Annotated in this window: 17 protein-coding genes and 1 tRNA gene; 14 read left to right on the top strand and 4 right to left on the bottom strand. The window is 70.3% G+C overall.

All coding sequences use genetic code 11. From position 1 onward, the window contains the following. Positions 1-9: 9 nt before the first annotated feature. Entirely contained in the window at positions 10-840 is an 831-nt protein-coding gene (locus ABZ444_RS11450; protein WP_357994850.1) for a helix-turn-helix transcriptional regulator, read from the bottom strand. A 235-nt stretch (positions 841-1,075) separates the two neighbouring features. On the opposite strand from ABZ444_RS11450, the gene ABZ444_RS11445 reads away from it, so the two are divergent. The 8 genes from ABZ444_RS11445 to ABZ444_RS11410 all read left to right on the top strand — a co-directional run bounded on the left by ABZ444_RS11445 (position 1,076) and on the right by ABZ444_RS11410 (position 7,478). Continuing rightward, complete coding sequence (locus tag ABZ444_RS11445) at positions 1,076-1,285, top strand: hypothetical protein (protein ID WP_357994849.1); 210 nt, start codon at positions 1,076-1,078, stop codon at positions 1,283-1,285. Between the two features lie 112 nt (positions 1,286-1,397). Continuing rightward, complete coding sequence (locus tag ABZ444_RS11440; RefSeq protein WP_357994848.1) at positions 1,398-2,102, top strand: urease subunit gamma; 705 nt, start codon at positions 1,398-1,400, stop codon at positions 2,100-2,102. Then, entirely contained in the window at positions 2,095-4,005 is a 1,911-nt protein-coding gene (locus tag ABZ444_RS11435; RefSeq protein WP_357994847.1) for an urease subunit alpha, read from the top strand. Before ABZ444_RS11440 ends, ABZ444_RS11435 begins: the two co-directional genes overlap by 8 nt. A gap of 39 nt (positions 4,006-4,044) precedes the next feature. Further along, on the top strand, positions 4,045-4,719 hold the full coding sequence (locus ABZ444_RS11430) for an urease accessory UreF family protein (RefSeq protein WP_357994846.1): 675 nt from the start codon (positions 4,045-4,047) through the stop codon (positions 4,717-4,719). Between the two features lie 29 nt (positions 4,720-4,748). After that, on the top strand, positions 4,749-5,450 hold the full coding sequence (gene ureG, locus ABZ444_RS11425; RefSeq protein ID WP_357994845.1) for an urease accessory protein UreG: 702 nt from the start codon (positions 4,749-4,751) through the stop codon (positions 5,448-5,450). Next, positions 5,447-6,259 carry an urease accessory protein UreD gene (locus ABZ444_RS11420; RefSeq protein WP_357994844.1) on the top strand — a complete coding sequence of 271 codons (813 nt, stop codon included), beginning with the start codon at positions 5,447-5,449 and terminating at the stop codon, positions 6,257-6,259. Before ureG ends, ABZ444_RS11420 begins: the two co-directional genes overlap by 4 nt. Positions 6,260-6,504: 245 nt before the next feature. Next, positions 6,505-6,852, top strand: coding sequence for a peptidase inhibitor family I36 protein (locus ABZ444_RS11415; RefSeq protein WP_357994843.1), 348 nt, complete (start codon positions 6,505-6,507; stop codon positions 6,850-6,852). Between the two features lie 251 nt (positions 6,853-7,103). Beyond that, a complete protein-coding gene (locus ABZ444_RS11410) occupies positions 7,104-7,478 on the top strand; it encodes a hypothetical protein (protein ID WP_357994842.1) in 375 nt (124 codons plus the stop codon). Positions 7,479-7,875: 397 nt separating this feature from the next. Here ABZ444_RS11410 and ABZ444_RS11405 read toward each other — a convergent pair whose 3' ends face one another. Then, a complete protein-coding gene (locus tag ABZ444_RS11405; RefSeq protein WP_357994841.1) occupies positions 7,876-8,463 on the bottom strand; it encodes an isochorismatase family protein in 588 nt (195 codons plus the stop codon). A 128-nt stretch (positions 8,464-8,591) separates the two neighbouring features. Here ABZ444_RS11405 and ABZ444_RS11400 point away from each other — a divergent pair, with 128 nt between their 5' ends. Next, positions 8,592-8,795 carry a hypothetical protein gene (locus ABZ444_RS11400; RefSeq protein ID WP_357994840.1) on the top strand — a complete coding sequence of 68 codons (204 nt, stop codon included), beginning with the start codon at positions 8,592-8,594 and terminating at the stop codon, positions 8,793-8,795. A gap of 421 nt (positions 8,796-9,216) precedes the next feature. Continuing rightward, positions 9,217-9,819, top strand: a complete 603-nt coding sequence (locus ABZ444_RS11395) for a site-specific integrase (protein WP_357994839.1) — start codon at positions 9,217-9,219, stop codon at positions 9,817-9,819. A 350-nt stretch (positions 9,820-10,169) separates the two neighbouring features. On the opposite strand, the gene ABZ444_RS11390 is transcribed toward ABZ444_RS11395, so the two are convergent. Beyond that, a tRNA-Ile gene (locus tag ABZ444_RS11390) sits at positions 10,170-10,243 on the bottom strand. Positions 10,244-10,482: 239 nt separating this feature from the next. On the opposite strand from ABZ444_RS11390, the gene ABZ444_RS11385 reads away from it, so the two are divergent. Together ABZ444_RS11385 and ABZ444_RS11380 are read left to right on the top strand one after the other, a co-directional pair. Next, the gene (locus tag ABZ444_RS11385; RefSeq protein ID WP_357994838.1) at positions 10,483-11,010 is read left to right on the top strand and encodes a histidine phosphatase family protein; all 528 of its coding nucleotides are present in this window, start codon (positions 10,483-10,485) and stop codon (positions 11,008-11,010) included. Between the two features lie 18 nt (positions 11,011-11,028). After that, positions 11,029-11,163, top strand: coding sequence for a hypothetical protein (locus tag ABZ444_RS11380; protein ID WP_357994837.1), 135 nt, complete (start codon positions 11,029-11,031; stop codon positions 11,161-11,163). A 126-nt stretch (positions 11,164-11,289) separates the two neighbouring features. Here the strand turns inward: ABZ444_RS11380 and ABZ444_RS11375 are convergent, their stop codons facing one another. Then, positions 11,290-12,222, bottom strand: a complete 933-nt coding sequence (locus ABZ444_RS11375; protein WP_357994836.1) for a LysR family transcriptional regulator — start codon at positions 12,220-12,222, stop codon at positions 11,290-11,292. Positions 12,223-12,318: 96 nt separating this feature from the next. On the opposite strand from ABZ444_RS11375, the gene ABZ444_RS11370 reads away from it, so the two are divergent. Together ABZ444_RS11370 and ABZ444_RS11365 are read left to right on the top strand one after the other, a co-directional pair. Continuing rightward, positions 12,319-12,543 (top strand): DUF6158 family protein, encoded by a 225-nt coding sequence (locus ABZ444_RS11370; protein ID WP_125631040.1) that lies wholly within the window; start codon positions 12,319-12,321, stop codon positions 12,541-12,543. After that, a complete protein-coding gene (locus ABZ444_RS11365; RefSeq protein ID WP_357994835.1) occupies positions 12,543-12,782 on the top strand; it encodes a hypothetical protein in 240 nt (79 codons plus the stop codon). The genes ABZ444_RS11370 and ABZ444_RS11365 overlap by 1 nt, the downstream gene beginning before the upstream one ends. The last annotated feature ends 144 nt before the right edge of the window (positions 12,783-12,926 follow it).

Here is a 12,926-nt window from a genome sequence, read left to right as displayed (position 1 = left end):
TCGCCGGGGTCAGGGCAACCAGTCGATCGCGGCGGCGAGCTCGGAGGGCGCGTTGCCGAAGGTGCGCCGGAAGGCCCGGGTGAAGTGCGGGCCGTCGGTGAACCCGGCCGTGTGCGCGGCCGCCGTCAACGTCTCCCCGGCGGCCACCCGGTCGATGGCCCGCCGCAGGCGCAGCCACCGTACGTACGGCCGTAGCGGGATCCCCACGTGTGCGCTGAACAGGTGCGCGAGCCGGCTCGGCGACAGGTGGACCGCGTCGGCGACCGCCCGCAGCCTTACCGGTCCTCCTGCCAGCAGCGCGGGAATGACGGCGATCGCCGCCTCCACCGCCGGGTGCGGCGGGACGCCGCCGGGGCCGACGAGGCCGCTCCACGCCTCGACGGCGCGCAGCGCGCTCGCCGCCTCGGCCGAGCGCGCGTGACCGACCGGCGGCTCGGTGAACATGAGCGGCCGCGTTCCCACGCGGCTCGCCGGCCGCGAGCTCGCGGGGTCGATCGGCGGAGGGCCGTGCCCGGCCCGGGCGGCGGGCAGCGACCAGGACGAAGCCCCCGGCCCGGTGCTGGAACGCGCGAGCAGGGACCTGCCCGGCGAACTGCGCGGATCCAGGTGGACGAGCAGGGCGTCGCGAGCCCCGGTCAGCACCGTGTGGCCGGTGTCGGGCGGGATGACGGCGACGCGCGTGGTCAGCTGTTCGCCGTGGGCATCGGCCATGGTGAACGGCTCGGTGGCGATGACGAGCTGGACCGCGTGGTGCGCGTGCAGGTCGTTGCCGCCGATCGCGCCGCCGTACAGCATGAGGCCGGGCCGCAGGAGACACCAGCCGCGCCAGACATGCGACATCACTCCGCCCTCCTTCCCAGGGGGTCGGCCCGCCGCGCCCGGCCGGCCTCCACTTGGCCTGCTCCATCATCTCCCCGACGAGCTCCACGGTCGGCTCGATGTCGTGGATCAGGCCGACGCCCCGCTCCCATCAGCCAGGGCATCTCCTCCCGGTCGGCCTCCGTCTCCGGAACCGGCAGCAGCAGGCCGATGAGGGTGTCGGTTACTTCCGGCGACAGCCATGTCCCGTTGGGTCGTGACCGCTGTGAAGGGCATGGCCACGGATTCCTCCTCGCGGCCTGTGCGCGATGTGGCTCACCGGCTCGACAGTGACGGGAATGGGATTTCGTCAGCAGGAGTCACGCAGGATTCACTGCCAGGCTATATTTCACTGCGTCACCACATGATTACCCTCGGTATGCAATGGAAGGTGATCACCGGTCCGGCATGCATCGGCAAGGGGTGATCGCCCATCGGGCGAACAGTGGGCGGCGACATGATCGCCCGAGGGATTCGCGCCGTTGCCAAGCACCCTGGGGGGCGACACTTCCGGGGCAGAGCGAAGGCTAGGTGGTTGGATGCATCTGACTCCACACGAACAGGAACGGCTCTTGATCCACGTGGCCGCGGACGTGGCCCGCAAGCGCAGGGAGCGGGGGGTCCTGCTCAACTACCCGGAGGCGGTCGCGCTGATCACGTCGCACGTGCTGGAGGCGGCCCGGGACGGCAAGTCGGTCCACGAACTCATGTCAGCGGAAGCCAAGATCCTCTCTCGTGACGACGTCATGGAAGGCGTCCCGGAGATGATCTCCGACCTCCAGATCGAGGCCACTTTCCCCGACGGCACCAAGCTGGTCACCATTCGCCACCCCTTCGCTGAACCGCAGGCTCAACCGAAAGCCGGCGCAGGGGCGGATACCGAGGCGGGACAGGCCGCCGAGGTGGGGCTCGCAGCGGCGACGCTGGTCCATCCAGGCAAGATCGACCACCCGGACGGCGCAGAGCAGGTGCCTTTCAACGAGGGCCGCGAGACCAGCATGGTGACGGTCACCAACACCGACGACCGTCCCATCCAGGTGGGCTCCCACTACCACTTCTACGAGGCCAATCCCCGCCTCGACTTCGACCGCGCCGCCGCCTACGGCAAGCGGCTGCACATCCCCGCCGGCAGTTCCGTCCGCTTCGAGCCGCAATGCACCCGGACGGTGACGCTCGTGCCGATCGAAGGCAGGCGCATCGTCGCCGGCCTGCGCGGCCAGATCGGGGGAGAGCTCGATGGATGACCCTCTGACGGAACCACCGGCCGAGCAGGTGGCGGACGTCCCCGTCGAGACCGTGACGGAAACCTCGTCGCAGACCCGCGCGCAAGAGCCGGAGATCCTGCCCATCGACCAGCCGCTGACCCGTGTCAAGTACGCCGACCGCTACGGCCCGACACTCGGCGACCGCATCCGGCTGGCCGACACCAACCTGCGGATCGAGATCACCGAGGACTGGGCCGGCGGCCCCGGGCGCAGCGGCAACGAGGTCATCTTCGGTGGCGGCAAGGTGATCCGCGAGTCGATGGGCCAGTCCTGCGCGCCACGCGACAGCGCGAGGTTCGGCGCCCCGCAGCCGCCCGACACGGTCATCACCGGCGTGGTGATCCTCGACCACTGGGGCGTCGTCAAGGCGGACGTGGGCATACGCGACGGCCGGATCGTCGCGCTCGGCAAGGCCTACAACGACGAGACCATGGACCGCCTGCACGACGGGCATCCCCTCGCGACAGACTTCCTGATCGGCGCCGAGACCGAGATCATCTCCGGCAACGGCAAGATCCTCACCGCCGGCGGCATCGACACCCACGTGCACTTCATCTGCCCCGAGCAGGTGCACGAGGCGCTCGCCTCCGGCGTCACGACGCTGATCGGCGGCGGCACCGGTCCCGCCGAGGGCAGCACCGCCACCACCGTCACGCCCGGCGCCTGGCACGTCGCCCGGCTGTTCGAGGCGCTGGACGCCTTCCCGGTCAACGTCGGGCTGCTCGGCAAGGGCAGCACCATGTCCACCGAGTCCCTGTACAACCAGGTCGAGGCGGGCGTGCTCGGGTTCAAGATTCACGAGGACTGGGGGGCCACTCCGGCGGTGCTGCGCCATTGCCTGGAGGTGTGCCGGGCGACCGGCGTCCAGCTGGCCCTGCATGCCGACTCGCTGAACGAGGCCGGCGCCGTCGCCGACACCATCGAGGCGATCGGCGACCATCCGATCCACATCTTCCACGTCGAGGGCGCCGGCGGCGGCCACGCCCCCGACATGATCACCATGGCCGGCCTGCCCAACGTGCTGCCCGCCTCCACCAACCCCACCCGACCCTTCACCGTGAACACGGTCAAGGAGCACATCGACATGGTGATGGTCTGCCACCACCTCAACCCGCTGGTCGAGGAGGACCTGGCCTTCGCCGAGTCGCGGATCCGGCCATCCACGATGGCCGCCGAGGACATCCTGCACGACCTCGGCGCCATCTCGATCATGTCGTCCGACGCCCAGGCCATGGGCCGCATCGGCGAGATGATCATCCGGACGTGGCAGACCGCGCACGTCATGAAGGGCCGACGCGGCCCGCTGGAGGGCGACGATGAGGCCGACAACCACCGCGCCCGCCGCTACGTCGCCAAATACACCATCAACCCGGCCATCGCGCACGGCATCGATCACGAGGTCGGCTCGGTCGAGGTGGGGAAGCTGGCCGACCTGGTGCTGTGGGAGCCGAAGTTCTTCGGCGTCAAGCCACACCGGGTCATCAAGGGCGGCCAGATCGCCTACGCCCAAGTCGGCGACGCCAACGCCTCCATCACCACGCCGCAGCCGATCCTGCCCCGGCCCATGTGGGGCGCGACGGGCCGGGCGCCGGCCGCCAACGCGGTCAACTTCGTCACCGACCACGCCATCCGGTCCGGCCTGGCCGACAGGGTCGACGCGCGCAAGCCGTTCCGGGCCATCCGCGACACCCGCAAGGTGTTCAAGGCCGACATGCGGGAGAACAACGCCTGCCCCGACATCGAGATCGACCCCGACACCTTCGAGGTGGTGATCGGCGGAGCGAAGGCCAAGGACGTCATGGCCGAGATCGACGATCAGGTGGTCGACGGCCGTCAATTCGCCGACACACTTCCGATGGCACAGCGCTACTTCCTGTTCTGACCACCATGAACCGTTCGAACGGAAGGTGAGCCACGTTCCATGAGCCGTGCCGCCCTGCTGATCCTCGCCGACGGCCGATTTCCCGCCGGAGGGCATGCCCATTCCGGCGGGGCCGAGGAGGCCGTCACGGCCGGAGGCGTGCGGGACGCGGCGAGCCTGGAGGAGTTCTGCCGCGGCCGGCTGCACACCAGCGGCCTGGTCGCGGCCGGGCTGGCCGCCGCTGCCGCCACCGGATACGACCCGCTCCTGCTGGAAGAGGCGGCCGACGCCCGCACCGCCGCTCCCGCCCTCCGGCACACCTCGCGCCGGCTCGGCCGGCAACTGCTGCGGGCCGTACGGACCGCCTGGCCCTGTGCCGAGCTCGACGCTCTGGCCGCGGCCCGGCCGCGCGGCGCCCACCAGCCCGTCGTGCTCGGCCTGGCCGCCCGCTGCGCCGGACTGACCCCGCTGGACGCCGCCTATGTGGCCGCGTACGAGAGCGTCAGCGGGCCGGCCACCGCAACCGTCCGCCTGCTCCGGCTGGACCCCTTCGACGCCACAGCCGTCCTCGCGCGCCTAGGCGCCGACATCGACCACGTCGCGGGCGCCGCGGCCGAGGCCGCGCAGCGCGTCCACGCTGACGGGCCCGCCGCGCTGCCGGCCGCCTCGGCGCCGCTGCTCGACATCTTCGCCGAACGGCACGCCGCCCGCCCGGCCCGCCTCTTCGCCTCCTGACCACTCCTTCAAACTTTCCGGGAGCAGCCATGCACCTGCACCATGACGACGCCTTCCCCGAAGGTTTTCCACACGGCTCCGGCGGCTCCTCCCGCGAGCGTCCCGGCGGCGGCCGTCGCGCCCTGCGCATCGGCCTGGGCGGACCGGTCGGCTCCGGCAAGACCGCCACCGTCGCCGCCCTGTGCCGCGCGCTGCGTGAACAACTGTCCATCGCCGTCGTCACCAACGACATCTACACCCGCGAGGACGCCGAATTCCTGCTACGCGAGGCCGTCCTGCCCGCCGAGCGCATCATCGCCGTCGAGACGGGCGCCTGCCCGCACACCGCCATCCGCGACGACATCTCCGCCAACCTCGAAGCCGTCGAGGACCTGGAGGACCACCTCGGTGCCCTCGACCTGATCCTGGTGGAATCGGGTGGCGACAACCTCACCGCCACCTTCTCCAAGGGCCTCGTCGACGCCCAGATCTTCGTCATCGACGTCGCAGGCGGCGACGACATCCCCCGCAAGGGCGGCCCCGGCGTCACCGCCTCCGATCTGCTCCTCATCAACAAGACCGACCTCGCCCCCCACGTCGGCGCCGACCTCGAGGCCATGGCCCGCGACGCCAAGGCCCAGCGCGGCGACCTGCCCACCGTCCTGACCGCGGTCAAGAGCGCAGGCGGCATCACCCCCGTCGCCGAGTGGATCACTGCCCGGCTCAGCGACTGGACCGCAGGCCGCCCATGAGCCCTGCTCCGTCCCCACCCGAACCCGCCCAGCTCCGCCTGACCCACCGCGCGCCCGGCGTGCACGCCACCGCCCGCATCCGCGCCACCCGCGCCGGCGACACCACCGCTCTGCCCACACTCGCCGGCGACGGCCCCTTCGACCTACGCCGCGGCCGTCCGAACGGCGACCAGGCACGAGTGTGCATCGTCGGCGCCATGAGCGCCCCACTCGGAGGCGACCGGCTGCGCATCGAGACCACCGTCGAACGCGGTGCTCATCTGCACCTCACCACCGCCGCCGCCACCATCGCCCTGCGCGGCCCCACCACCAGCCACGCCACCTACGACGTCCACCTGACCGTCGCCGACAACGCCAGCCTGCACTGGCTGCCCCAGCCGCTCATCTCCGCCGCCCGCAGCAACCTGCGCCAGAGCTGCACCGTCGACCTCGCACCGGCCGCCCGGCTCGTGCTGCGCGAACAGATCGTCCTCGGCCGCGCCGGCGAGCCTCCGGGCCGGCTGGCCACCCGCCTCACCGTCCACCGCGACGGACGCCCCCTCCTGGATCAGCACACGATGTACGGGCCCGCCGCACCTGCTTGGGGCGGCCCTGCCATCGCCGCCGGCCATCGCGCCATCGGCCAGATCCTCATCGTCGACCCCGCTCTGGACCAGCAATCACCGCACGCTCAGCTGATCAGCGACAACCCCGCGACCGGCCAGGCCGTACTGACGCCGCTGGCCGGACCCGCCATACTGATCACCGCCCTGGCCCCGGACACCCTGCGCCTGCAGCGCCTGCTCGAAGCCGCGCACCCCATCCCCTGAACGCCCGTGCGCTTTGTGCTTACCGTCACACATCGCGGGCCGCCGAGGCCACTTCGCCGCCGGTTTGGTGATCTCGACGGGACGGCGGGGGTATTTCGCCAGGATGCCCGTCCGGCCGGACGGGCATCGCTCCGACGAAAAGCGATGGAGTCACGGGCAACATATTCGTCACTCTCAGTAAGTTATTGAACGCAAAGAGTGAGGGTAATGAGATCGTGGAGTCCCACTACCGACAGGAGACCCCCATGCGTTCCCTCGCCCTGCTCGCGATCCTGGCTGCCGGTGCCACCCTCGCCACCGCCGCGCCCGCCGCGGCCCGCGCCCCTCAGGCTCCTGACCCGCGCTGCCCCGACGATGCGGTCTGCTTCTGGACCGAGCCCGAATTCCAAGGCGAGCGGCAGGTCGTCCGCCCCATCTCCGGCTCGCGTCCGTGCATTCCCACGCCCGAGGCTCATGCGGAATCGGCCGTCAACAACACCCGCTTCTCACGGCTGCTGTACCTCGACCCCGGCTGCTCCAGCCGGCCTGTCGGGTTCGTCCCGGCCGGTGAGAACACTCCCTTCCTCGATCCTCCCATCGCCGCTTGGCGGTGACCTGCCATCCGGCCAAGGGGCGCGGCCTGACGCCACGCGCCGGGTCGCGCGAACTGAGTTCACTCAGTTCTCTGGCGCGCGAACGTGCCGCTGCCCACACCGCCGGCCCGCCGCCCCACCCACTGCCGCGCCCTGTCTCACTACCGGCGCGCCGCCGTTGCTCTCGGCTGCCCGCCGAGGTCCTGCCGCCCGTTCCGCCCCCCCTTGCAGGGGTGAACGCCTTCCCTCCTGACCCGAGGAGGTCATCAGCCTTGAACATCGCCCGCCGTACTGCGGCCATCTTCGCGCCCCTGGCCGGCGCTCTGACCCTCGCCCTGGCCGCCGGCATCGCACAACCGGCCGCCGCGACCGCTCGACCAGCCGCAGCACCAGCCGCTGCCGACTTCTCCTGCCCGCCCGTGCTGGGCATCTGCGCCTACGACGTGGACGACAACCTCAGGGTGCTCTACGACGACGAGGCCGACATCATCCCGCCCATCGTCCGGGCGGCCAACTACAGCGGCGACCCCTGGTGCTTCTACAACTGGTTCGGCTACGGCGGCGACCGCCAAGAGCTCGCTTCCGGCCAGGTCGCCAACGATTTCGGCTTCGTCATCCGCGCCGCTCGACGCGGACAGTGTGACTGACCGTGCGACTCATGTGACCGACCGGCGCCGAGGCCGAAGACGTTCCGGCTCGCGCCGTGCGGCATCAACTCGCACATCCTGGCCCGGGCGTCTGTGCTGACCTCCACCACCCGGACGGGCGGTCCACCGCCGACATGATGCTGTGCCTGATCGCGGCGGTGGCCGCCGAGAAGGACGCGACCTGATCCCGAGCCGTCGGCAGCCCGTCCACGGTCACCGACGACGTTGCCATGGTGCGGGCGCGGCCAGTCGGTCACTCAGCTCGCCCCGAACTCGGCGCGAGCGGCTCGACTTCGCATGACCGCCAAACGACCTGTGGCCATTTCCGCCCGTGTGGCAGTACTGCTACGGGGACCGGCCCCGCAAAGCCTCCGGCGATCAGGCCGGGCCGGCGTGCTCAGGCGACGACGGGTTCGCCGCTCAGCGCGACACCGGCCCGGCGCAGCTCGTCCAGCGCGGTGCGCGTGGTGTCGGCTGCGACGCCGGCGGTGTAGTCGAGCAGGACCTGAACCATGAAGCCCGCGCGCGCTCCGTCCAGCGCGGTGGCCTTGACGCAGTGGTCGGTCGCGATGCCCACAACATCGAGGTCGGTGACGTCACGGGCCTTCAGCCAGGCGGACAGCGTCTCGCCTTCCTGGGTAAAGCCCTCGAAACCGCTCTTGGAGGCGGAGTGAGCGCCCTTGTAGAACACCTCGTCGACGTGCCCGGAGGCGACGGCGGGCGCGAAATGCGGATGGAACTCGCCTCCCTCACTGCCGACGACGCAATGCTCGGGGAAGGAGTCCTGGAAGTCGGGGTTGTCCGAGAAATGAGCGCCTGGATCGATGTGGTGGTCGCGGGTGGCGACGACGAAGGCGTACTGCCCATCGGTGCGCCGGAGCAGTTCGGCGATGGCGGTGGCCCGATCCGCGCCACCTTTCACCGGAACGCTGCCGCCCTCGCAGAAGTCCTTCTGCACATCGACGACGATCAGTGCACGATTCACGGATAATCCCCTTTCTCCAGGTGGAGCTCTCCTGCGGACACCCTTCCGGCTGGCGGGCACATCACTCCCCGGATGCACGCCGACCGGCGACACGCACGCACGCACGGCCACGCGGCTCACCGCTGCGGATGAAGCCGCATCTGACCAACGGTGACGAGGTGCTTATGGTCCATCACTATATGTGCTCGTTCTGGAGGGCGGCAGAAGACCGGGTCCTGTTCCTATCCTGCGGCCGTATCTACAAGAGCTTGCAGGTGCTGGCGCTGATCGACGATGAGGGCATGCGGCGCGGTATCAAGGGCGTCCGCGGCCGGCTGGACGGGGCGTGGTAGCCCTGCAATCGGCCGATGAGGAACTCCAGGCCGACGCCGGCAGCGCGCAGCTGCTCGGCCGGGGGCCGGGTCGAGGCCGCGGCCGAGCCGCTTGTGCTCGTGCACTACGAGGCTGACCGCCACCCCCGCCGTACGGAGCTTCCCGGCCAAGCCGGCAACTTTGTCGAGCTCAGGCCGGGTAGTGGCGCGCGCGTAGCCGATCCGTACGTGCCCGGCCGGTTCGGCGTCGGCTGTGGCGGGGCACCTTCAGGCTGTCCCGGTTTGCGGATGGTTCAGGTCGCCACGGTGAGCCTCTTGGTGAGCGCGGGCACGAGCCGCAAGCGGGCGGCGTGGTACCTCGTCCATGGCCGGGCGTTTTCTGAGGTTGCTGCTGCCGCGGGTGTGACGCGGTTCTACTCACCGGCTGTTCGCGCCGTACCGGTTGATCGCCCTGTGCGGGCTGCGCCGAGGCGAGGCGGTCGGGCTGCGGTGGAAGGACGTCGACCTGACCGCCGGAACGGCCGGAGTGCACTGGCAGATCACCCAGCCGGGCTGGGAGCCGGTGCAGGGCAGGCCGAAGAGCGAGGCCGGCGACCGCACAATCGCCTTGGACGCCGACACCGTCACTGCGCTGCGCGCGCACCGCAAACAGCAGGCGGCCGGGCGGCCGGCCGCGGCGGAGGCGTGGACGGACAGCGGGTTCGTCTTCACCGACGAGATCGGCCGGCCACTGCATCCGCAACAGGTCAGCGACCAGTTCTACCTGCGGTCCTTCCGCGCGGGAATGCCGCCGGTGCGGCTGCGCGATCTCCGCCACGGCGCCGCTTCGATCCTGCTCGCTGCCGTGGGCGATCTGAGGGGCGTTCAGGAGACGCTCGGACACGTGTCATCCACCTTCACCCGCGACACCTGCACCAGCGTCTACCCCGAGGTGGCCCGCGCCGCCACCGAATCAACCGCCGCCCTCATCAACACCGCAGCGGCCAGCGCCCAGAAGGCACGACTGATCAGTCTGCCGAGTCGAACCGGCGCGCGCACCACCTGAACCGCCGTACCACGCAGCCCCGCCGACCCTTCGGCGGGCCTGCCTGCTTGCCCTCCACAGTCGGCGCAGGGACGGTTCAGCCGGTCTGTCCGGGCTGCTGGGCGAGACGAGCCAGCTCGGGCAAGGCTTCACCGTGCAGACCAGCGCTGACCAGCGACGCCGTGCAGGCCTTCTGGCTTGATCTTCTGTCGGTCGTCCGTGGGTCTGAGTTGACGGTGGACCATAAATGATCTACCGCGATACACGGACCGTACACAAGAGCAACCGCCGAGCAACCAACCATGATCAACAGCGAGATCGGAGAGTCGGCGAAAATCGAGAAACCCCAGGTTGGATCCGGTGTTGGTGAGTAGGGCGGGTGGGACTTGAACCCACGACCCACGGATTATGAGTCCGATGCTCTGACCGGCTGAGCTACCGCCCCTGGATTCAGTTGTGACATGCGGTGTGCGGCAGGTGGATCTTGGTGAGGCTCGCGCCTGTCAAGGTTAGAGCATCGGATCCGGGAGTGCCGCACGGCCGGATGGGGACGGGGTCCCGCGGACATCATTCCATGCCGGGCAAGGTTGGTGGAGTCGTGTCGATCATATTCGGGTCTCGGTTGGGGGTTGTGTTTGCTGTGGGCGGAATGGGAGGGCTTGGGAGGGGAGGTACGGTCCGGATATGGCGATCAAGGTGGTGTACGAGACCCACTCCATCACTGTGGACAACGAGATCGGTGTCGCCACGGGGTGGCTGCCCGGGGAGTTGTCCGAGCGGGGGCGGGAGGTGGCCGCCGAGCTCGGGGTGCGGAGGCGGGGGGTGGACGTCGTCTACTGCTCGGATCTGCGCAGGGCGGTCGAGACGGTGGAGGTGGCGTTCGGGGGTGGGAAGGAGGTCCGGCTCGACGCGCGGCTCAGGGAGTGCGACTACGGCAGCTACAACGGACGGCCGGTGAGCGAGGTCGCGGCTCTGCGCAGGCGGCACATCGACACTCCGTGGCCTGGCGGGCAGAGCTATCGGCAGGTCGTGGCGGGGACGGCCGAGTTCCTTGAGGACCTGCGGGAGGAGTGGCAGGGGGCCACGGTGCTGGTGGTGTCCCACTCGGCCAATCGGTGGGCGTTGCAGCACCTGCTGGACGGCACCCCGCTCGCCGACCTGGTGGACGCGCCGTTCGAGTGGCGCCCCGGGTGGGAGTACGAGGTGGCATAGCACCTTGCCTGGAGGCGGGTGCGGGGTCAGGGTGGGGTGGGGGCCCGGATCGTCGTGGCGGTCGTGGCGGTCGTGGCGGTCGTGGCGGTCGTGGCGGTCCTCGCGGTCCTGGCGGTTCCGGCGGTCGGGGCGGCGGGCGGTGGACATGGCTGATGCGCCGATCGCGTCCGCGATCAGCGCCGGCGGGTGGAGCTGGGTTGTCTCCTGCCGCTGGGGGTGCCGTCACGGTATCGGCGGGTCCAGGGGGCGAGGAGTTACTACTTCACTCCTATCAGGGTGTTATGGCGCGGTGCCGTACACCGGGTTGCGTACGAGCCAATCGGAGTAGACCGGACTGCGGCGTACGGCCTCGGTGTGCGCCTGTTTGGCCTGGGCGACCACCCAGGTGGCGTCGGGGGCGGTGGGGTGCCGGCCGAGGAGCTGCCGCCAGCGCAGCGGCGCGCCGGAGAGCGGGATCATGGCCAGCCCCGGCAGGGCCTGGTGGGTCGCCTGGCAGAGCACCACGGCGCGGCCCACCTGGGCGAGGTGGGTGCAGGTCGGGACGTCCGTCTCGTAGATCGTTCCGGGGGTGAAGCCGGCTCGGGCGCACGCCATGGCGAAGCAGTCGGCGAAGCAGCCGTCGCCGGGTGTGACGGCCCATTGTTCGCCGGCCAGGTCGGCCAGCTCCACCTCCTTCTCCTTGGCGAGCGGATGGTCCTCGCCGACGAGGGCGAAGACCGGGTCGACGCTGATCGTCTCCCACAGGAGCGTTCCCGTGGGGGTGCCGGAGTCGCCGCAGGCGCCGGTCAGCACGTAGTCGAGGCGGCCGAGCTCGACCATGTTGATCAGCTCGTGCGTTGACCACGACGTGAACGTGGTGACCGTGCGCTCCGCGGCCAGCCGGTCGACCAGGCCGCCGAGTATCGGGCCGTTGGTGGCGCCGATGCGGAAGCCGGGGGAGGGGGTGTGGGCGAATCGTACGGCCTCGTCCTGCAATTCCTTGGCCGCGGGGAGCAGCACGCGCGCCCGGGCGAGCACCAGCTCGCCGAGCCGCGTGGGACGCGCCCCGTGACGGTCACGTTCGAACAGGGCGCCGCCGAGCACCCTCTCGATACGTTTGAGCTGGGCGGTGAGGGCCGGCTGTGCCAGCCCGAGCAGGGACGCGGCCTTGCTCACACTTCCCGCGTCCGCTACCGCGCGGACGATCCTGAGGTGCCTGAGCTCGAGGTCCATACCGGGAAGGTAAGGCGGCGAATCGCTCCCAAACAATGGCTATATGTCAGGAATTGTGACAGATATTGTCGGGGGTGTCTGGGGTAGGGGGAACCCATGACGACGATGGGAATAGATCCGGCCCAGCTCAGCGACGAGGATGTGGTACGCGAGCTGCGGCAACTCCATGCCACTCGTAGTGACACATTCTTCCATGGATCAGACGATGCTCTGGCACGTCACACTTCCCGTACCAATGAGCTAGAGGCGGAATACCTTCGCAGGTTCCCCGACCGCGAGGTCGATCCGGCCAGGCTGAGGGAGGGGGCGAGGCAACGTTGATGTCCGAGGGGCATGACGTCCAGGAGCTGTCGGACGTCGACATCCACGTCTACGAGGCGGTGGCCTCGCAGGTGATCGGGTCCGGCGGCGTGGCCGGCCTGGAGGCGGTGATCCGGGCGACCGGCCTGGAGGACGACGAGGTGCGCAACAGCCTGGCCGTCCTCGCGGGCCAGGGGTACGTCGTCCCGCGGGGCGACGGGTACGGCCTCGGTCCCCACACCTTCGAGGTCGAGTACTGAACGGGCGCGGGCGGCTCCGCGCCGCCGCCGCAGCGGTGCCGGCGCGGAGCCCACAGGACGGACGCGGGGCCCGCAGGACGGACGCGGAGCCCACAGGACGGACGCGGGGCCCACAAGACGGACGCGGGGCCCGCAGGACGGACG

It is taken from the genome of Nonomuraea sp. NPDC005730, assembly GCF_040630865.1.
GTDB lineage: Bacteria > Actinomycetota > Actinomycetes > Streptosporangiales > Streptosporangiaceae > Nonomuraea.
Note: the sequence above shows the minus strand (reverse complement) of the source record. Positions and strands in the feature narration are given on the sequence as shown.

Coding starts and splice junctions, on each gene's coding strand:
- ABZ444_RS11440 (WP_357994848.1), top strand. CDS start 1,398: ATGCATCTGACTCCACACGAACAGGAACGGCTCTTGATCCACGTGGCC.
- ABZ444_RS11450 (WP_357994850.1), bottom strand. CDS start 840: ATGTCGCATGTCTGGCGCGGCTGGTGTCTCCTGCGGCCCGGCCTCATG.
- ABZ444_RS11365 (WP_357994835.1), top strand. CDS start 12,543: ATGTCCGAGGGGCATGACGTCCAGGAGCTGTCGGACGTCGACATCCAC.
- ABZ444_RS11420 (WP_357994844.1), top strand. CDS start 5,447: ATGAGCCCTGCTCCGTCCCCACCCGAACCCGCCCAGCTCCGCCTGACC.
- ABZ444_RS11375 (WP_357994836.1), bottom strand. CDS start 12,222: ATGGACCTCGAGCTCAGGCACCTCAGGATCGTCCGCGCGGTAGCGGAC.
- ABZ444_RS11430 (WP_357994846.1), top strand. CDS start 4,045: ATGAGCCGTGCCGCCCTGCTGATCCTCGCCGACGGCCGATTTCCCGCC.
- ureG (WP_357994845.1), top strand. CDS start 4,749: ATGCACCTGCACCATGACGACGCCTTCCCCGAAGGTTTTCCACACGGC.
- ABZ444_RS11400 (WP_357994840.1), top strand. CDS start 8,592: ATGAAGCCGCATCTGACCAACGGTGACGAGGTGCTTATGGTCCATCAC.
- ABZ444_RS11385 (WP_357994838.1), top strand. CDS start 10,483: ATGGCGATCAAGGTGGTGTACGAGACCCACTCCATCACTGTGGACAAC.
- ABZ444_RS11435 (WP_357994847.1), top strand. CDS start 2,095: ATGGATGACCCTCTGACGGAACCACCGGCCGAGCAGGTGGCGGACGTC.
- ABZ444_RS11370 (WP_125631040.1), top strand. CDS start 12,319: ATGACGACGATGGGAATAGATCCGGCCCAGCTCAGCGACGAGGATGTG.
- ABZ444_RS11415 (WP_357994843.1), top strand. CDS start 6,505: ATGCGTTCCCTCGCCCTGCTCGCGATCCTGGCTGCCGGTGCCACCCTC.